This is a genomic window from Aeromonas sp. 603607 (assembly GCF_049171595.1).
Lineage (GTDB): Bacteria > Pseudomonadota > Gammaproteobacteria > Enterobacterales > Aeromonadaceae > Aeromonas > Aeromonas veronii.
On sequence record NZ_JAAKOV010000007.1, the window covers coordinates 53,292 to 71,435 of the forward strand.

The window sequence follows — 18,144 nt, forward strand, 5'->3', positions numbered from 1 at the left end:
CAGGAAAGCAATCGCTAACCTGTGCAAAAAAATGCAGTTTCGCCCCCCTTTTTTACTTGTCAAGGGGGCCCTGCAAATGCACAATGCGCCGCCACTGCAAGGACCGGTATCACCACATCTCACCGGTCCTTTTTTGTGCAGCGAACAAACCCATAAACGAGGCCGGATCACCCCCGGAAAAGATAGCGAGATTGGCAGCAATCTCCCGACACCACATTCTGTGAGGAACAACATGGGGCATCTCTATGCTTTCCTGCCGGCTCTGACCGGCGCGCGCCACCCCGGCGCCCTTGATTTCCGGGCCTCTCTCCCGGTTTCGTTGATGGAGTGTGCCGCCCTGGCACCGCGTGAGGAACAGGCATGATGAACGCCCAACCGGTTGGTCTGAAAAAGACCCTGAAACTGTGGCAGGTCGTGGTCATGGGTCTTGCCTACCTCACTCCCATGGCGGTATTCGACACCTTCGGCATCGTTACCGAAATCACCGAAGGCCATGTGCCGACCGCCTACCTCTTTGCCCTCATCGGCATGCTGTTCACTGCCCTGAGCTACGGCCATCTGGTGCGCAAGTTCCCGTCAGCCGGCTCTGCCTATACCTATGCCCAGAAGGTGTTTCACCCCTATGTCGGCTTTATGGTGGGCTGGACCTCCCTGCTCGACTACATGTTCATGCCGATGATCAACATGCTGCTGGCCAAGATCTATCTGGAAGCCCTCTTCCCGAACGTGGAGCCCTGGACCTATATCTTCGGTCTGGCGGCGGTGATGACCGCCCTCAACCTGCGCGGCATCAAGCTGGTGGCCAACTTCAATAGCCTGATCGTGGTGATGCAGTTCAGCATCATCGCCATCTTCATCGGCCTGATCGCCTGGGGCGTTCACAACGGTGAAGGGTTGGGGACCGTGGCCAGCAGCCGTCCCTTCTTCTCCGAGCAGATCCAGGTGTCGCCGCTGCTGATGGGGGCCTCCATCCTCTGTCTGTCGTTCCTCGGCTTTGACGCCATCAGTACCCTGTCGGAAGAGACCCCGGACGCGGATCGGGTGATCCCCCGCGCCATCGTGCTGACGGCGCTGATCGGCGGAGTGCTGTTCGTCACTACCTCCTACTTCCTGCAGCTCTACTTCCCGGACATCTCCCGCTTCAAGCAACCGGATGCAGTCCTGCCGGAGATCGCCCTCTATGTCGGCGGCAAGCTGTTCCAGGCGGTGGTGCTGGTCTGCACTACGGTGGCGGTGCTGGCCTCGGGACTCGCCTCCCACGCCGGTGTATCGCGCCTGCTCTACGTGATGGGTCGTGATCGCGCTCTGCCGAGTCGCTTCTTCTCCTATGTGCATCCGAAGTGGCAGACCCCGGCATGCAATGTGCTGCTGGTCGGTCTGCTGGCCCTCTCCGCGGTATCGTTCGATCTCGAGATGGCACTGGCACTGATCAACTTTGGCGCCCTGGTGGCCTTCACCTTCGTCAATCTGGCGGTGATTGCCCACTTCTATGTGAAGCTAGGCCGCAACAAGTGTCTCAAGGATCACCTGATGTACCTGCTGCTGCCGCTCTGTGGCGCCGCCTGCATCGGGGTGTTGTGGCTCAATCTGGAACCCGCCTCCTTCGAGCTGGGGCTGATCTGGGCGGCGCTGGGTGCCATCTACCTGTTCCTGCGCCTCACCGTGTTCCGCATCCCGCTACAACCTGCTGACAAGGTGGAGATCGCCCAGTAATCGCGGCTCAACCATACCGCCATACAAAACAAGGAGCCTGCGGGCTCCTTGTTGTTTTTGCGGCGAGCTGGTTGCCAGAAACGCGGTTTCTGCAGGAAGTGTGACTGATTTCAAATAACTACCCAGCCGGACCGCTCGCCGTGCCATGGCCCGAGCCGCGTCGCCTCCTATCATTAGTCACTAATGTGAATGGATATGCAATCACTCTTTTTCCATTTCACCCCCTCCCATCCCCCGCCAGCCGATAAGATCGCTGGACTCGAGCCCGGGGGAACGCCGGCAAATATGATCAGGATCAATGTTGAGGCGCTATGCACCCTGCAGCCCCGATTTGCCGACTTTTCATACGTTACGACAGGGTTCTCTTCCCCCCCGAAAAGGGGGGAGCGGCTCGGGGACGGCTGCCGGGGGCGAGTGACCACTTACCCGCCCCCTGCGTATGCAAAAAAATGCGTTAATCCGCCCTTTTTTGCTTGTCAAGGGGGCTGACCGAATGCACAATACGCCGCCAATAAAGGACCGATGTTCACTGCGACATCGGTTTTTGTATTTTTGAAGTGCAGTACAAACCCACCACAAGAGGCCGGAACGTTTCCGGAAGTGATATTCGAGATTGCCAAACAATCTCCCGACGTTGAGAGGATAACAATGGGGCGTTTTAATGCTTTCCTGCCGGTACAGCCCGGTATGCGCCTCCCCGGCGCCCTTGATGTACAGGCTTGCGAATCCATCGTATCCCTGCGCTCGTTGCAAGCACGTGCTGCGGCACTGATTGAGGAGAAAGCGTAATGGCATCGCAAAACGCCAAGCTGCTCAAGACCCTTACCCTGACACAAGTGATTGTGATGGGTCTGGCCTATCTGACCCCCATGGCTGTCTTCGACACCTTCGCCATCGTCGGTGACATCACCGATGGCCGGGTCGCCACCGCCTATCTGCTGGCTCTGGGTGGCATCCTGCTCACCGCTTTCAGCTACGGTCATCTGGTACGCAAGTTCCCCTCTGCGGGCTCTGCCTATACCTATGCCCAGAAGGTGTTCAACCCCTACGTCGGTTTCATGGTCGGCTGGTCATCCCTGCTCGACTACATGTTCATGCCGATGATCAACATTCTGCTGGCCAAGATCTACCTGACCGCCATGTTCCCGGGCGTCGAGCCCTGGGTGTTCATCTTCGGTCTGGTGACCGTGATGACCTTCCTGAACCTGCGCGGCATCAATCTGGTGGCCAACTTCAACGGTCTGATCGTGGTGATCCAGCTGGCCATCATCACCCTCTTTATCGGCCTGATGGCGTGGGGCATCTACCACGGTGAAGGGGCTGGCACCCTGATGAGCAGCCGTCCGTTCCACTTCGAGTCAGCACAGCTGGTGCCGCTCTTTACCGGTGCCACCATCCTCTGCTTCTCGTTCCTTGGCTTTGACGGTCTGAGCTCCCTCTCCGAAGAGACCCCGAACGCTGGCAAGGTGATCCCCAAAGCGATCGTGCTGACTGCCCTTATCGGCGGCATCATCTTCGTGGTGGTCTCCTACTGCCTGCAGCTCTACTTCCCGAGCCTCGCCCGCTTCCAGCATCCGGATGCAGTACTGCCGGAGATCGCCCTCTACGTTGGCGGCACCTTCTTCCAGTCCGTAGTGCTGGTCTGCACCACGGTGGCGGTACTGGCCTCCGGCATGGCGGCTCACGCCGGTGTGTCGCGCATCCTCTACGTGATGGGTCGTGATCGCATGATCCCGGAGCGGGTGTTTGGCTACATCCACCCGAAATACCGTACTCCGGCCATCAACGTGCTGATGGTGGGCGGTCTGGCCCTCTCCGCCGTGTCGTTTGATCTGGATACCGCACTGGCGCTGGTCAACTTTGGCGCACTGGTGGCGTTCAGCTTCGTCAACCTGTCGGTGATCGGTCAGTTCTGGGTACGCGAGAAGCGCAACAAGACCCTCAAGGACCACATCGTCTACCTGTTGATGCCGCTGCTCGGCGCCGCCACCATAGGTGCTCTGTGGATCAACCTGGAGCAGAGCTCGCTGGAGCTGGGCCTGATCTGGGCTGGCCTCGGCGTGACCTATCTGTTCCTGCGTCTGGCGGTGTTCCGCATCCCGTTCCGTCAGTACGAGGAAGCGGCTGACGCCTGATCCTTTGCGGATAACGGATAGACAGAAGGGGAGCCATGGCTCCCCTTCTTGCTGCCGGTCTCTTGCCGGTCACACGGGCTTGGGCCCGCTCGGCTTACTGCTTGTCCAGCACAGCGGTCGCCGCAGCCTTGAGCGGATCGCGAGCGATGGTCTTGGCATCCTGCTCCGCCTTGTGCAGCTGCTGGTTTGCCTTGTCCATCTTCTGCTGCATACCGTTGTCGCTCTCCTTGAGGTCGGCGCGCTTCTCGCCCAGCAGGTCGGTGCGGCCTTTTTGCACCTCGGCTTTCACCTTCTCTTTCTCCTGCTTCACCAGCTTGCTGGTATCACAGTTGCCCTTGACCCCCAGAGTGGCATTCACCGCTTCGTTTTTGAGGGCCTTGTCGAGGTTGCAGTCGGTTTTCAACAGGCTGGCCTGTGCCCCTGACGAGAGCAGCCCCAGCGACAGAGAGAGGATCCATGCACGCATCATCTTGTTTACTCCTGCTTGCCAATAAAGGGGCGCAGTGTAGCGATCACGTCCCGACTGGCAAGGCGGCAGTGCCTTCGCCCCCCTTTTATCACCCCAGAGCCAACCGGCTCGGTCAGCGCCTGTCGCCGCAGTTCGTCGTCATAAAAACATCATCGAAATGTCACGTTGTCATATTTCTGTCATTAACCATTGATTAAATGCGCGGGTCATCAACAACCCAAGACGGAACGACCGTCTCAAGAGGCTTTATGCAACACCATCACTCCTTGTCACAGCCGCCCGCGACCCGCGCCCTGTTCAACTGGATGAGTGTCATCGTACTGGTCTACCTGATCCTGGTTGCCGTGGGCGCCATCTCCCACGGCTTCAAAGATTTCTCCGGCGGCGCCGAGGGCGCAGCCCAGATCTTCGCCTTTGCCAACAACCCCTTTGTCGCCCTGCTGCTGGGTATTCTCGCTACCGCGCTGGTGCAATCCTCCAGCACCGTCACCTCGGTGATCGTCGGTCTGGTGGCTGGCGGCCTGCCCATCAGCATGGCCATCCCCATGGTGATGGGTGCCAACCTCGGCACCACCATCACCAACACCATCGTCTCCATGGGCCATGTGCGGGATCGCGCCGAGTTCCGCCGCGCCTTCGCCGCCGCCACCGTGCACGACTTCTTCAACCTGCTGGCGGTGTTCATCTTCCTGCCACTGGAGCTGATGTTCGGTCTGCTGCAACACAGCGCCGAGTGGCTGGCCAACCTGCTGGTAGGTTCCGCCAACATGTCGATGAAGGGCATGGATTTCATGAAGCCGCTGACCGCACCGGCCCAGCAGCTGATTGACAGCGCCGTTGCCTTCCTGCCGGGCAAGGGTGCCGCCATCGCCACTATCGTCATCGGTATCCTGCTGATCCTCGCCTGCGTCACTTATCTGGGCAAAGTGCTGCAACAGGTACTGGTTGGCCGTGCCAAAGAGGTGCTGCACAAGGCGCTGGGCCGTGGCCCGCTGACCGGCATCACCTCCGGTGCGCTGGTGACCATCATGGTGCAGTCCTCCTCCACCACCACCAGCCTGATGATCCCGCTGGCCGGCGGCGGCGTGTTTAGCACCCGTCAGCTCTACCCCTTCACCCTGGGGGCCAATATCGGCACCACCATCACCGCCCTGCTGGCTGCCACCGCCATCAGCGGAGCCGGTGCCCAGCTGGCCCTGACCATCGCGCTGGTCCACGTGCTGTTCAACCTCTTTGCCGTGGTCATCATCTATGGCATCCCCTTCCTGCGCGACCTGCCGGTGCGCGCCGCCGAGGGGCTGGCCCGGGTAGGCAGCGAGAACAAGCTGCTGGCTCTGGGTTATGTAACGGGTCTCTTCTTCGCCCTGCCCGCCCTGATGATGGTGGCCGCCAAGTAAGCGCAGCTGCCATGAAAAGGGGCGAGTCAGCGACTCGCCCCTTTTTGCGTCCAGCTCGCCGGGCTTTGCCTGCCCGCTCACATCCTCCCGCCCTGTGGCTCGCCATCAGGGGCGGTGCGCGATAAGATGGCGTCCTCATTGCACTTTTTACATTTCATGGAACAGGAAAAACCGATGAAATTCATACTGATCGCGCTGCTCATCGCCGGTGTGGCCTACTACTTCTACTCCAGCAGCAACAACAAGAAGCTGGCGGCTGACAACGTGCGGATTGGCGCCGAGTTCCTCGCCAGCAACAAGGAGAAGCCGCTGGTAACCACCACCGCCTCCGGCCTGCAGTACGAAGTGCTGACCCCGGGCACCGGCACCGTTCACCCCACCGCCACCAGCAAGGTGAAGGTGCATTACGAGGGCAAGCTGCTGGACGGCACCGTCTTTGACAGCTCGGTCGCCCGTGGCGAGCCCATCGAGTTTGGCCTCAATCAGGTGATCGCTGGCTGGACCGAAGGGGTGCAGCTGATGGTGGAAGGTGAGAAGACCCGTTTCTACATCCCTGCCAACCTCGCCTACGGCGACCGCACCGCTGGCAAAATCCCGCCGGGATCAGTCCTGATCTTTGACGTGGAGCTGCTGGGTATCCAGTAACCGCGCAGGATGCTCCAGTGGCAATATCCCACTGAGCGCCCGTACTGATCTTTGATGTGAAGCTGTTGGGTATCCAGTAAGCGCACCATCAGCAACAAGGCCAGCATTATGCTGGCCTTGTTGCTATGGGAACCTCACTCCCCCTTGGCGATCCCTTCCCGGCGCGGATCCGCTGCGCCAAACCAGCCGCCAGCGTTTCGCTCAACCCCCTGCAGGCCGGAAGTTTGTTCATTTAGCACCACCTCGTGTCCCCTCTCCTTCAATCCCTCGACCACCGACATGGGGGTGCGTCCCGCTTCCAGCTCGGTGGGGCCGTTGCGGCTGCCAAAGTTGGGCAGGTTGATGGCCTGTTGCAGGTTCAGGCCCCAATCCTGAGTACCGAGCAGGGTCTTGCCCACATAGTTGATGATGGCGGAGCCCCCCGGCGAGCCCAGCGTCATGGTCAGCTCGCCGCTTGGCTTGTCAAACACCAGCAGCGGTGACATGGAGGAGCGGGGCCGCTTGCCCGGCTCCACCCGGTTTGCCACCGGCAGACCGGCGGCATCCACCGAGGTGAAGGAGAAATCGGTGAGCTGGTTGTTGAGCAGGTAGCCGTTGACCATCTGACGCGATCCGAAACCATCCTCGATGGAGCTGGTCATGGAGATGGCCATCCCCGCCTTGTCGACGATCGAGACATGGCTGGTAGAGGGGAGTTCCGGGGTCGCATCCTTGCCGCGCGCCAGCGCCAGTGGCGGCGTACCGGGCTTGGCAATCCCCATGGAGTGCTGACCGACAAGCTTGCCGCGCTCGGCCAGATAGCCCTTGTCCAGCAACCCCTGCACCGGCACCCTGACAAAATCGCTGTCGGCGACGTACTGGTTGCGATCGGCGAAGGCCAGACGCGCCGCTTCGCTGTAGAGGTGGATAGCCTCGCTGGAGGCAGCCAGTCCCCCCTCCTTCGTGGTGATCGGCTTGAGGGCCGCCATATCACGGCTCTCCAGCATGCCGAAAATCTGGCCGAGCGCCAGGGTGCCGGACGAGGGAGTGGGGAAACCGCAGATCTTGCTCTGGCGATAGTCAAAGCAGAGGCCATCCCGCAGTTTGGCCTGATAGCTGGCCAGATCGGTGGCCGCCAGTACCCCGGGATTGGTGGGATGCTGGCGAACCTTGGCCACCATGGCATCCGCCAGCGGCCCCTGATAGAAGGCATCCACCCCCTCTGTGGCCAGAGTGCGCAACACCCTGGCCAACGCCGGGTTGGTCAGCCGGGTGCCCGCCGTTTTGGGGCTGCCATCCGTCTGATAGAAATAGGCTCGCGCCTGCGGATCCCGTGCCAGATAGGGATCCTTGGCCAGCAATGTGGCCAGCCGTGGACTTATTACAAATCCTTGTTCTGCCAGCGTGATGGCGGGCTCGAACAGCGCAGCCCAGGGCAACTTGCCATAACGCTGATGGGCCAGTGCCAGAGCGCGCAGGGTGCCGGGAACGCCGACCGAGCGGCCCCCCACCACCCCGTCATAAAACGCCAGCGACTTGCCATCTTGCATAAACAGCTGGTCGGTGGCGGCAGCCGGCGCCATCTCGCGGCCATCCACCGCACTCACCTTGCGGCCATCCCACACCAGCAGCAGCGTCCCGCCACCGATCCCGGAAGATTGCGGCTCCACCAGCGTCAGCACCAACTGCACCGCAATGGCGGCATCGACAGCACTGCCACCGGCCTTGATGATCTGGTAGCCCGCATCCACCGCCAGCGGGTTGGCGGCCGCCACCATGAAATCATGGCCCTGCCAGCCCTGTTTGTCGGTCCAGCCACTGGCGGCTTCGGGTGCGATCAGGGTCTGGGCTGGCGGGGTGTAGTGAAAGCCGTTGTCACTGGCACAACCGGCCAGCAGGGCAAGGGCGACAGCCAGCCCCAGAGGTTTGCGCAACATGACACTCTCCTTGTCTGTTTTATGACCATGAAGAGGGACTATGTCACGATTGGCGCTGATAGCTCAAGTTATTGAACCAGATCAATATCTTACTCATCTATCAATAATGGCAATCCGCAATAGATATAAAAAAACCGCCCGAAGGCGGTTTTTACGATGGGATGGCAGAGGCCAAACAGGCGCAAGTCCGGTTAGATGGACTGCTCTTCGCCACCCAGGGCAGCAAACAGCGCCGGGATAAACTGGGACAGCTCGGAGGTCACCAGCGCGAAGTCCGCATCCAGACGGGCGGCCGGATCTTCGCTGGTGACATCGTCGTTCTGCTCGCGCAGCTCTTCGCTGAATTTCAGGCGTTTGATGGAGAGATCATCCCCCAGCACGAAGCTGACGGTCTCGCCCCAGTTGAGGGCCAGCTTGGTCACCAGCTTGTCGTTGGCCAGGTGGTTCTTGATTTCATCCGTCATCAGATCCTGCTGCTTGCAGCGGATGATGCCGCCGTGCTCCATGGCACTGCGCAGCTCGGCTTCGTCTTCCAGAGTGAAGGAGGCTGGCAGATTGCCCTCGTTCAGCCACTCGGTCATGGTGATCTCGGGCGGGTTCTTGAGGGCCACCGGCACCACCGGCAGGGAGCCGATGGATTTGCGCAGCAGCGCCAGCAGATCGTCCGCCTTCTTGGCAGAACCTGCATCCACCACCATCAAATTGTCGGCCGGATTGATCCAGGCGAAGGTCTGGCTGGTACGACTGAAGGCACGGGGCAGCAGGGTGTGGAGGATCTCCTCTTTCAGCGCTTCCTTCTCTTTCTTCTTGAGGGCGCGTCCCTGTTCGAACTCGATCGCTTCTACCTTCTCGGCCAGCATCTCCTTGACCACGGTGCCGGGGAGCATCTTCTCCTCTTTGCGGGCGCAGATGAGGATGTGGCCGGAGGCAGAGTGGGTCAGGGTTGAGCCGAATTTGCCAAGGGGCTTGACCCACCCGAAACGGGAGATGTCCTGACTGCCGCAAGGGGTGAAGGCACAGGCTTCCAGCTGGGTTTCCAGCTGATCCACGGTCAGGTCAAAGGGGCGGGTAAAGCGATAAATCTGCAGGTTTTTAAACCACATGGCGTCCTCGGTCTCTAGATTGTCCGGCGGGCATTGTACTAGAGAGGCGCTTTGTGATCAGCCAATCATTCTCGCTAAATAAAGGGCGATCAACCTCACAGGGTCTCATTTATATCACCTGAACGGCCGTCAAGTTCCCCTAGACTGCGAGTGTACAAGTTGTTACCAAGGATGGATTTATGTTGCGGCCCAGTCGCCCGGAAGATATGGAAGAGATCGTCGAAATCTGGCTGCTGGCCTCCCTGCAGGCCCACGATTTCGTCGATGCCTCCTGCTGGTGGCAGGCCCAGGAGGATCTGCGTACCCGCTATCTCGATCGTGCCGCCATCTGGGTGTTCGAGGAGCGCGGCGATCTGCTCGGCTTTATGGCGCTGGTGGACAACTATCTCGCCGCCCTCTTTGTGCGTCCCGACCGTCAGGGTCGCGGTGTCGGCCACGCCCTGCTGCAGGAGGCCAAGCGTCAGGGGGCGTCGCTCTACGCCCGGGTCTTCGTCGAGAACGATCAGGCGGTACGTTTCTATCGTCGCCACGGTTTCGTCATCAAGGGTGAAGAGTCCGATCCTCTCACCGGTCACCCCCAGTACAAGATGTGCTGTGAACCCGCATGAACTGATGACAGACCGCTGTTTTACTTGAAAAAAGCACGGGGCATCCTCATCTTGTCTCCATCGGGTGCCATAGGCACCGTCCCTGCAACCGGGCTGCTTTCCAATGAAAATCCTCCATACCGCCGACTGGCATCTTGGCCATCAACTCCATGGTCATGACCGCCGTTTTGAACACGATGCCTTCCTCGACTGGCTAAGCGACACCCTCAAGGCGCGCGAGATCGACGCCCTGTTGGTAGCGGGCGATCTGTTTGATACCGCCAATCCGCCCGCCAGCGCCTGGCAACAACTCTACCGTTTTCTGGCGCGGCTGCGCGCCGAGATGCCCCACCTCAACATGGTGCTGATCGGCGGCAACCACGACTCTCCCTCCAAGCTCGATGCCCCCCACGAGCTGCTGCGCGCCTTTGATCTGCATCTGGTGGGCAGCATCAGTCGCGACAGTGAGGGCAAGCTCGAGACCGACCGCCTGCTGGTACCGCTGCAAGACAAGGAGGGCAACATTGCCGCCTGGTGCGCCGCCGTGCCGTTCCTGCGCAGCAGCGACTTGCGGGTGGAGCCGTTGGAAGAAGGGCAGGACCGGCTGATCGAAGGGGTACGCCAAATCTACGCCGAGGTATTGGCCGAAGGGCGCGCCCGCTGCGGGGAGGGTCTGCCGCTCATCGCCATGGGCCATGCCTATCTGGCGGCAGGCCAGCTCTCGGAGCTGTCGGAGCGGCGGGTGCTCGGCGGCAACCAACACGCACTGCCTGCCGAACTCTTTGCCGGTGCCGACTACACGGCGCTCGGCCACCTCCATCTGGCCCAGAGCCCGGCCGAGGGGGTGCACTACAGCGGCTCGCCGCTGCCGCTTTCGCTGGCCGAAGCCAACTACAACCATCAGGTGCTGGAAGTGACCTTTGCAGAGGGGAAACTGACCGGATTGGAGCGGATCCCGGTGCCCCGCGCGGTGGAGATGATCCGCCTGCCCCAGAGCACCCTCGACAACGCGCTGAACGCCATCGCATCGCTCGAGCTGCCTGCTTGTCCACAAGAGGCACAACCCTTCCTCGAAGTGCGGCTGCTGCTGCCCAAGCCAGAAGCGCGCATCCGCGAGCGCATTCTCGCCGCAATCGCAGACAAACCGGTGCGTCTGGCCCGCATCAGCACCCAGTATCAGGGCTCGGGCGAAGGGCTGGCCGATGGTCGCGAGCGGCGCAGGCTCGATGAGCTCTCCCCCACCGAGGTGTTTCGCCTCTGCTATCAGCGCCAGTTCGAGGGGGAACCCGAAGCACAACTGGTCGCCTCGTTTGAAGAGATCCTGGAGCAGGTGAAGGAGTCAAACCAATGAAAATCTTGTCTCTGTCAGGTGAGAATCTGGCCAGTCTGACCGGCCCCTTCAGCATCGACTTTACCAGGGGGGCGCTCGGCGCCGCCGGTCTGTTTGCCATCACCGGCAATACCGGCGCGGGCAAGAGCACATTGCTCGACGCCATTTGTCTGGCCCTCTACGACGAGATGCCGCGCTTTATCGCCAATCGCAAGAACGTGGCCGAAGTGGGCCGCATGGATGATGAGGAGAAACTCAAGGCCAACGACGTGCGCGGCATCCTCAGCCGCGGCCACGCCAGCGGTTTTGCCGAGGTGCAGTTTCGTGGCTGCGATGGCCGCATCTGGCTGGCCCGGTGGGCGGTGCGCCGGGCACGCAACCGCTCGGAAGGGCGCTTTCAGGCGCAGGAGCGCACCCTGACCGATGTGGCGTCGGGGCAGGTTTTCTCCGGCAGCAAGCGGGAGCTGCAGGATCGCATCGACGAGCTGGTGGGTCTCTCCTGGGAGCAGTTCCGCCGCGCGGTGATCCTGCCGCAGGGGGAATTTGCCGCCTTTCTCAAATCGGATGCCAACGAGCGCTCCGCCCTGCTCGAACGGATGACCGGCACCGAACTCTACTCTGCCATCTCCATCCAGACCTATGAACGGGCGCGGGAAGAGCAGCAGAAGCTGGCCACCATCGCCCAGCGCCTCGGCGACGTGGCGCTGATGGATGAAACGACCCGCGAACAGTGGGTAAGCCAGCAGGTGAGCCTCTCCACCACCCTCAAGCACGAGCAGCAACAGCAGCAGCTGATGCAGGACTTGCGCGACCTCAACAGTCGCATTGCAGCCCAGCTGCAGGGCTGCGCCGAGGGACAGGCGGCGCTCGATGCCGCCCTGCAGGCCCACGGCGCCGCGGCCCCCGAGCGCGAGGAGTTTGCCCGTGCCGAACAGGCCCAGGTGGCCCGCGCCGATCACGACGAGCTGGCCCGCCTCACCCTTGAGGTACAGCAGCAGGAGAAGGTGATCGCCGAGCTGGGGCCTGAGCTGGCCAAACTCGAGGAGCAGACCCAGCAGAGCGCGCTGACCGAACAGCAGTTGCTGGCGGAGAAGATCGCCGCCGAGCGGGAATGGGGTGCCCTGCAACCCGAACTCAAGCGGGCGCAGGAGCTCGATACCCGCATCCGGGAAAAAGTGCAGCAGTTGCAGAAGATCCAGCAGGAGGGGGCACAGGAGCGAGAAGTGCAACTCACGCTGGAGCAGGGCTGGCGCGAGCAGAGCCGACAGGTAGAACTGCTCAAGCAGCAGCACCAGCAGTGGGGCCTTTGGCTCGAAGAGCATAAGGAGCTGGCACCGGTGGCCCGTCAGTGGCAACCCCTGCTCACCGCCATGCAAGATTGGGCCGAGGATGCCGACAAGTTACAACAGCTGCTCACCCTGCGGGATCACAAGCTGCGCGCCCTGCAACAGTTGCAGCGCCAGCTGGAGCAAGGCCAGCAAGAGCGCGACTACTGGCAACATGAACAAGCTCGGCTGCAACAGCAACAGAACGAGCTGCAGGAGCAGCAGTGGGAGAGCCGCCTCGCCAAGGCGCAGGAGCAGTGGCAGCAGCAAACCGAACAGCTGGGTCAGCTGCGCCAGCTGCTGGAGCTGGCCGATTATGGCCGCAACCACGGCGAACAGCATGGCCGCTTGCAGCAGGAGATTGCCCAGCTGGAGCAAGCGCTGGGCAAGCTCGCCACCCTTGGCGAAGAGCTGGCCCCCGCCCGCGAGCGGCTCGCCCTGCAGCGGGATGAAGCGCGCCACGCGCTGGAGCAGTCCCGCGCCATCGCCAGCTTCGAGCAGTATCGCCATATCCTGAGCGATGGCGAACCTTGCCCGCTGTGCGGTTCCGTGGAGCACCCCTACAGCCAGAGCCAGCCCCAGGTGGCGGGGATCCTAGGTCAGCTGGCGGAGCGGGTCAGAAGCCTCGAACTCGAATGGGAGCGGCTCAATCATCAATACATCCAGTGCGAGAGCGAGCGTCAGGAGCTGGCCCGCCAGCTGGCGGTGCGCCAGCAACATCTGCCGGAGCTGGAAACCCGCGCCGAGCAGCTGACCCAGCGCTGGCAACAGCTGGGGGGCGATACCCTGCTCGGCCATTCGCTGCCGCTGCGCCAAAGCCCCATTGAGTGGAACGAGCTGATGAGCACCCTGCTTGGCCGTGGCCAGGCGCTGGAGCAGGGGTTGGCCCAGAGCCAGCAGCTGCTGCGTCAGGCCCAGCTTGGCCAACAACAGCTGCAAGGGGTGCGTCAACAACTGAGCCAACTGGCTGCCCAGCACCAGCAGTTTGACCAGCAGTGGCAGGAGGCCGATCGCCAGCGCATCGCGCTGGAAGGGGAAGTAAAGGGGATGGGCGAGCAGGAGGCGACCCTGCGCCAGCGCCTTGAGCAAGGCGCCCACCGCCTCGACGAGCAGATGGGCGGCCAACCGTGGCGCCAGTGGCTCGGCAGCCAGCAGTGGCACGAGTGGCAGCGAGCCTGCGAGGCCTGGCTGCACGGCCAGAGCGAGTGGGAGCGTCTGGCCAGCGAGATCGCCAGCCTCACCCCCGCCCTGAGCGCGCAGGAGGCACGCCTGCAGACTCAGCGCGAGCTGCTGCACAAACTTGAGCGGGACTACAAGGAGCACGAACAGCAACGGCAGGGGCTGCTCACCAGCCGCAGCGGTTGTCTCGGTGGCGAGGAGATCCCGCTGGTCGAGAGCCGCTGGCAACAGCGTCTGCAACAACTCGCCAGCGAACTGGAGCTGATGCAAAGTGGCGCCCGCGCTCTGCGGGAGCGGCAGACCGAGCTCAAAACCCGCCTCACCCATGTGGAGCAGGAAAAGCAGACCAGCAGCCGCCGCAAGCGGGAGGTGCTGGGCCGCTGGGCCGCCCACGCCAGCACCCTTGGCATTGCCGAGTACGACCTGCGCCGCCTGCTCGCCATCAGCCCCGATGAACTCAAGGCTCGCCGCTCTGCCCTGCAAGGGTTGGAAGATGCCCTTGGCGAGGCGCGCACCCGCCTTGCCGAGCGGCAACGGGCGCTGGCACTGGAGGAGAGCAAGCGGGATCGCTATCGGGAACATCACCCCGAGCTGGCCGCCCTGCCGGATGCAGCGCTGAGCGATCAACTGGCGGCACTCGATGCCCGTTGTCGCGCCCTTGAAGAGCAGCTGTTCGAGTGCAAGAGCAAGCTGGCACAGGCCGAAGCCGCCGCTCTCAAGGCGGGTAGCCTGCAACAGGAGCTGGCCGCCCAGCAGGCAGTGGCCGACCACTGGCAGCAGCTGTGCGATCTGATAGGGCAGGCCAACGGCGCCAAGTTCCGCACCTTCGCCCAGAGCCTCACCCTCGAGCGTCTGCTGCTGGAGGCCAACGCCCAGCTCGCCGAGCTATCACCGCGCTACCGGCTGGAGCGGGTACCCGGCACCGATCTGGCGCTACAAGTGGTGGATCTCGACATGGGGGACGAGGTGCGTTCGGTGGACTCCCTCTCCGGTGGCGAGAGTTTTCTGGTGTCGCTGGCGCTGGCGCTGGCCCTCTCCAGCCTCTCGTCACGGCAGACCCAGGTCGAGTCGCTCTTTATCGACGAGGGGTTTGGCACCCTGGATCCGGACAGCCTGGATCTGGCGCTCGCCAGCCTCGACTCCCTGCAGGCCGCCGGTCGCCAGATCGGGGTCATCTCCCACGTCCAGACGCTGGTGGAGCGGATCGGCGTGCAGATCAGGGTCGAAGCCCTCGGCGGCGGCGAGAGCCGGGTGCTGGTCCCCTGAGAGCCTTCGGCTCAATCACCAGTACCATCGGCTCAACACCCACGCGATAAATAACAAGACCCCGCCAATTGGCGGGGTCTTGCTGAGAGGCAATCAACCGAAGCGGTAGGCGCCCATATAGAGGCTGCCACCATCCCAGCTCTCGTGCAGCCGGGTCGGCGCCACACCATCGGCCGCCCCCAACGCCACAAAGAGCGGGCGCAGGTGGTCGTCGTGGGGATGAGACTCCACCGCTCCGGGGGCCTGCTGGCGATAGTCGAGCAGCGCCAGCCGATCCTCGTCGGCCATCTTCTGCTCCAGCCAGTCGACAAACTGGCTGGCCCACTCAGGCACCGGCGAGCCTTCTGGTGCCAGCGCCCGCAGGTTGTGGGTGATGGCGCCGGAGGCGAGGATGCCAATCCCCTGACTACGCAACGTCCCCAATACCTCTCCCAGTTGCCACAACTGGGCCGGGGTGAAGCTCGCGGGAATGGAGATCTGCACCAGCGGGAGCTCGCTGTTTGGGTCGATCAGGGAGAGCGGCGACCAGACCCCGTGATCCAGCTCGCGCCGCACCGGGGTGGCGGTCAGTCCGGCCAGTGCCAGCTGGTCGCTCACCCCTTGTTGCAGCCACTCGGGGCTGCTGGCAGGCCAGCGCATCCGGTAGAGGGGCTCGGGAAAGCCGTAAAAGTCGTACATCAAGGCCGGTTTGGGCTCGACGTTGATCTGCAACTCGCGGCTGAACCAGTGGGCGGAGATGACCACCAGCCCCTTGAGCTCACCCAGACGCAGGGTTCGCAGAAAGCGGGTGGCGGGTTGCTCACGCAGCACCAGATCCGGTGCGCCGTGGGAGATAAACCAGACAGGGGCGAGGGACATAAAGCAGACTCCAACAAAGTATCAGGGGGCGATACCGGAGGGGATATCGCTGTTGGAATCGATTATCCTCCCGCCATGAAAGGTGGACAATCCAGCAAGATAGATAAGAACTATCAACCAATGGTTGATAATTTCACGCTTTCACGACCGGTAAGCAGCAATAGATATCAAGGCTGCGACGCTTCCGGCTGCAGTCGGACTGCGCGAAGCGCCATCCGGGTCGCTGCACTGTGATCCTGCCACTCTCGCCACGCCAATCCCTCGGCCGCCGCCTCCCCTTTCACTGGGAGGGAGAAAATCGCCAGCAGTCGCGCATTATCAGGCCAGTAGCGGGCTGGCAGTGTCTGAACCAGCAGCAGGGCGGCGCCCAGCAAGAGCAGAGCCCATCCGGTTTCATGGCTGTTTTTCATCCCGGCCTCCTTCACCCGTGCGCCAATGAACTAACATTTTTGCGCAAGCCGGTGACAAGACGGTGACAGCGGACAGGTGGTCATTTTACAACATCTGAACCTCAACCCGGCCAAACAACCACAGATGGCAACATTTGTATCCCTTCAGCCCGAACCTGTGGCCGTATGCTCTAAAATGTGACTCACAGGAAAACGTTATCCCTGAAAAGAAAACGTTATCTGGTCAAAACGTTGTTTCTGGATCATAAAAAGATTCCAAAAACTGGTGTATATTGCTCGGCGGAAATTCCTTAACCATGAAGATTGACATGAAAAAGACCAAAATTGTCTGCACCATCGGTCCGAAGACCGAATCCAAAGAAATGCTGGCCAAAATGCTGGACGCCGGCATGAACGTCATGCGCCTGAACTTCTCCCACGGTGACTACGCCGAGCACGGCAGCCGCATCAGCAACCTGCGCGCTGTGATGGCCGAGACCGGCAAGCACGCAGCTATCCTGCTGGACACCAAGGGTCCGGAAATCCGTACCATGAAGCTGGAAGGCGGCAACGACGTCGCGCTGGTCGCTGGCCAGACTTTCACCTTCACCACCGACCAGACCGTGGTTGGCAACAAAGACAAAGTGGCTGTGACCTATGCAGGTTTCGCCAACGATCTGCGCGTCGGCAACCGCATTCTGGTTGATGACGGCCTGATCGGTCTGGACGTTATCGAAATCACCGAGCGCGAAGTTATCTGTAAAGTGCTGAACAACGGTGACCTGGGCGAGAACAAAGGCGTTAACCTGCCGGGCGTCTCCATCAAGCTGCCGGCCCTGGCCGAGAAAGACAAGCGCGACCTGATCTTCGGTTGCGAACAAGGCGTTGATTTCGTTGCTGCTTCTTTCATCCGTAAGAAAGAAGACGTTCTGGAAATCCGTGAGCACCTGAAAGCCCACGGCGGCGAGAACATCCAGATCATCTCCAAGATCGAAAACCAGGAAGGTCTGGACAACTTCGACGAGATCCTGGCTGTTTCCGACGGCATCATGGTTGCTCGTGGCGACATGGGTGTAGAGATCCCGGTTGAAGAGGTTATCTTCGCCCAGAAGATGATCATCGCCAAGTGCAACAAAGCCCGCAAAGTGGTTATCACTGCCACCCAGATGCTGGACTCCATGATCAAGAACCCGCGTCCGACCCGCGCCGAAGCTGGTGACGTGGCCAACGCCATCCTGGACGGTACCGACGCAGTGATGCTGTCCGGTGAATCCGCCAAGGGTAAGTACCCGCTGGAAGCCGTGACCATCATGGCCACCATCTGCGAGCGTACCGATGCCGTGATGCCGTCCAACCTGTCTGCTGCCAACGACAGCAACAAGCTGCGCATCACCGAAGCCGTATGTAAAGGCGCCGTAGAGACCTCCGAGAAGCTGGACGCCCCGCTGATCGTGGTCGCTACCGAAGGCGGCAAATCTGCCAAGGCCATTCGCAAGTACTTCCCGAAAGCCTGGATCCTGGCTATCACCACCAACAAGAAGACTGCTGCCCAGCTGGTTCTGACCAAGGGTGTGGTTGCTCACGTGGTTGACAGCATCGCCTCTACCGACGATTTCTATCGCATCGGTAAAGAAGCCGCGCTGGAAATCGGCATGGGTCTGAAAGGTGACGTGGTTGTGATGGTCTCCGGTGCCCTGGTACCGAGCGGCACCACCAACACCGCTTCTGTTCACGTTCTTTAATCAGAGCTGAACGAGTTGAAAACGGCGCCTGCGGGCGCCGTTTTTTTTGTCCCTCCCCCCTGCTTACCTGACAAGCCCGGTGTTAGAATC

At 61.5% G+C, this 18,144-nt stretch carries 14 protein-coding genes; 9 read left to right on the top strand and 5 right to left on the bottom strand.

The window, feature by feature from the left end; all coding sequences use genetic code 11:
- Positions 1–363 precede the first annotated feature (363 nt).
- From G5315_RS08665 to G5315_RS08675, 3 genes are all read left to right on the top strand, one after another.
- Positions 364–1,713 (top strand): APC family permease, encoded by a 1,350-nt coding sequence (locus G5315_RS08665; RefSeq protein WP_421332936.1) that lies wholly within the window; start codon positions 364–366, stop codon positions 1,711–1,713.
- 522 nt (positions 1,714–2,235) lie between these two features.
- Positions 2,236–2,502: a hypothetical protein gene (locus G5315_RS08670; RefSeq protein ID WP_021230505.1), complete on the top strand. Its 267-nt coding sequence runs from the start codon at positions 2,236–2,238 to the stop codon at positions 2,500–2,502.
- The gene (locus tag G5315_RS08675; protein ID WP_216953175.1) at positions 2,502–3,848 is read left to right on the top strand and encodes an APC family permease; all 1,347 of its coding nucleotides are present in this window, start codon (positions 2,502–2,504) and stop codon (positions 3,846–3,848) included. The genes G5315_RS08670 and G5315_RS08675 overlap by 1 nt, the downstream gene beginning before the upstream one ends.
- 94 nt (positions 3,849–3,942) lie before the next feature.
- On the opposite strand, the gene G5315_RS08680 is transcribed toward G5315_RS08675, so the two are convergent.
- Positions 3,943–4,317 (bottom strand): hypothetical protein, encoded by a 375-nt coding sequence (locus G5315_RS08680; RefSeq protein ID WP_362772323.1) that lies wholly within the window; start codon positions 4,315–4,317, stop codon positions 3,943–3,945.
- A 248-nt stretch (positions 4,318–4,565) separates the two neighbouring features.
- Here G5315_RS08680 and G5315_RS08685 point away from each other — a divergent pair, with 248 nt between their 5' ends.
- Together G5315_RS08685 and G5315_RS08690 are read left to right on the top strand one after the other, a co-directional pair.
- Positions 4,566–5,714, top strand: coding sequence for a sodium:phosphate symporter (locus G5315_RS08685; protein WP_005359054.1), 1,149 nt, complete (start codon positions 4,566–4,568; stop codon positions 5,712–5,714).
- A gap of 174 nt (positions 5,715–5,888) precedes the next feature.
- On the top strand, positions 5,889–6,359 hold the full coding sequence (locus tag G5315_RS08690; protein WP_421231083.1) for an FKBP-type peptidyl-prolyl cis-trans isomerase: 471 nt from the start codon (positions 5,889–5,891) through the stop codon (positions 6,357–6,359).
- A gap of 134 nt (positions 6,360–6,493) precedes the next feature.
- On the opposite strand, the gene ggt is transcribed toward G5315_RS08690, so the two are convergent.
- Positions 6,494–8,275: a gamma-glutamyltransferase gene (ggt, locus tag G5315_RS08695; protein ID WP_421332897.1), complete on the bottom strand. Its 1,782-nt coding sequence runs from the start codon at positions 8,273–8,275 to the stop codon at positions 6,494–6,496.
- Between the two features lie 191 nt (positions 8,276–8,466).
- The gene (gene rdgC / locus G5315_RS08700) at positions 8,467–9,378 is read right to left on the bottom strand and encodes a recombination-associated protein RdgC (RefSeq protein ID WP_005350107.1); all 912 of its coding nucleotides are present in this window, start codon (positions 9,376–9,378) and stop codon (positions 8,467–8,469) included.
- Between the two features lie 179 nt (positions 9,379–9,557).
- On the opposite strand from rdgC, the gene G5315_RS08705 reads away from it, so the two are divergent.
- The 3 genes from G5315_RS08705 to G5315_RS08715 all read left to right on the top strand — a co-directional run bounded on the left by G5315_RS08705 (position 9,558) and on the right by G5315_RS08715 (position 15,065).
- On the top strand, positions 9,558–9,986 hold the full coding sequence (locus G5315_RS08705) for a GNAT family N-acetyltransferase (protein WP_216978334.1): 429 nt from the start codon (positions 9,558–9,560) through the stop codon (positions 9,984–9,986).
- A gap of 103 nt (positions 9,987–10,089) precedes the next feature.
- The gene (locus tag G5315_RS08710) at positions 10,090–11,316 is read left to right on the top strand and encodes an exonuclease SbcCD subunit D C-terminal domain-containing protein (RefSeq protein ID WP_421171735.1); all 1,227 of its coding nucleotides are present in this window, start codon (positions 10,090–10,092) and stop codon (positions 11,314–11,316) included.
- A complete protein-coding gene (locus G5315_RS08715; protein ID WP_421332898.1) occupies positions 11,313–15,065 on the top strand; it encodes an AAA family ATPase in 3,753 nt (1,250 codons plus the stop codon). Before G5315_RS08710 ends, G5315_RS08715 begins: the two co-directional genes overlap by 4 nt.
- A 93-nt stretch (positions 15,066–15,158) precedes the next feature.
- Here G5315_RS08715 and G5315_RS08720 read toward each other — a convergent pair whose 3' ends face one another.
- A complete protein-coding gene (locus tag G5315_RS08720) occupies positions 15,159–15,923 on the bottom strand; it encodes a DODA-type extradiol aromatic ring-opening family dioxygenase (RefSeq protein WP_421332899.1) in 765 nt (254 codons plus the stop codon).
- 167 nt (positions 15,924–16,090) lie between these two features.
- Entirely contained in the window at positions 16,091–16,333 is a 243-nt protein-coding gene (locus G5315_RS08725) for a hypothetical protein (protein WP_420938763.1), read from the bottom strand.
- A 308-nt stretch (positions 16,334–16,641) separates the two neighbouring features.
- On the opposite strand from G5315_RS08725, the gene pykF reads away from it, so the two are divergent.
- The gene (gene pykF / locus G5315_RS08730) at positions 16,642–18,054 is read left to right on the top strand and encodes a pyruvate kinase PykF (RefSeq protein WP_031227651.1); all 1,413 of its coding nucleotides are present in this window, start codon (positions 16,642–16,644) and stop codon (positions 18,052–18,054) included.
- Positions 18,055–18,144 lie beyond the last annotated feature (90 nt).

Excerpts from the sequence above, each read along its gene's own strand:
- G5315_RS08680 (WP_362772323.1), bottom strand. The coding sequence starts at position 4,317 with ATGATGCGTGCATGGATCCTCTCTCTGTCGCTGGGGCTGCTCTCGTCA.
- G5315_RS08710 (WP_421171735.1), top strand. The coding sequence starts at position 10,090 with ATGAAAATCCTCCATACCGCCGACTGGCATCTTGGCCATCAACTCCAT.
- G5315_RS08705 (WP_216978334.1), top strand. The coding sequence starts at position 9,558 with ATGTTGCGGCCCAGTCGCCCGGAAGATATGGAAGAGATCGTCGAAATC.
- G5315_RS08675 (WP_216953175.1), top strand. The coding sequence starts at position 2,502 with ATGGCATCGCAAAACGCCAAGCTGCTCAAGACCCTTACCCTGACACAA.
- G5315_RS08690 (WP_421231083.1), top strand. The coding sequence starts at position 5,889 with ATGAAATTCATACTGATCGCGCTGCTCATCGCCGGTGTGGCCTACTAC.
- pykF (WP_031227651.1), top strand. The coding sequence starts at position 16,642 with ATGAAAAAGACCAAAATTGTCTGCACCATCGGTCCGAAGACCGAATCC.
- G5315_RS08685 (WP_005359054.1), top strand. The coding sequence starts at position 4,566 with ATGCAACACCATCACTCCTTGTCACAGCCGCCCGCGACCCGCGCCCTG.
- G5315_RS08725 (WP_420938763.1), bottom strand. The coding sequence starts at position 16,333 with ATGAAAAACAGCCATGAAACCGGATGGGCTCTGCTCTTGCTGGGCGCC.
- G5315_RS08665 (WP_421332936.1), top strand. The coding sequence starts at position 364 with ATGAACGCCCAACCGGTTGGTCTGAAAAAGACCCTGAAACTGTGGCAG.
- G5315_RS08670 (WP_021230505.1), top strand. The coding sequence starts at position 2,236 with ATGTTCACTGCGACATCGGTTTTTGTATTTTTGAAGTGCAGTACAAAC.
- ggt (WP_421332897.1), bottom strand. The coding sequence starts at position 8,275 with ATGTTGCGCAAACCTCTGGGGCTGGCTGTCGCCCTTGCCCTGCTGGCC.
- rdgC (WP_005350107.1), bottom strand. The coding sequence starts at position 9,378 with ATGTGGTTTAAAAACCTGCAGATTTATCGCTTTACCCGCCCCTTTGAC.
- G5315_RS08715 (WP_421332898.1), top strand. The coding sequence starts at position 11,313 with ATGAAAATCTTGTCTCTGTCAGGTGAGAATCTGGCCAGTCTGACCGGC.
- G5315_RS08720 (WP_421332899.1), bottom strand. The coding sequence starts at position 15,923 with ATGTCCCTCGCCCCTGTCTGGTTTATCTCCCACGGCGCACCGGATCTG.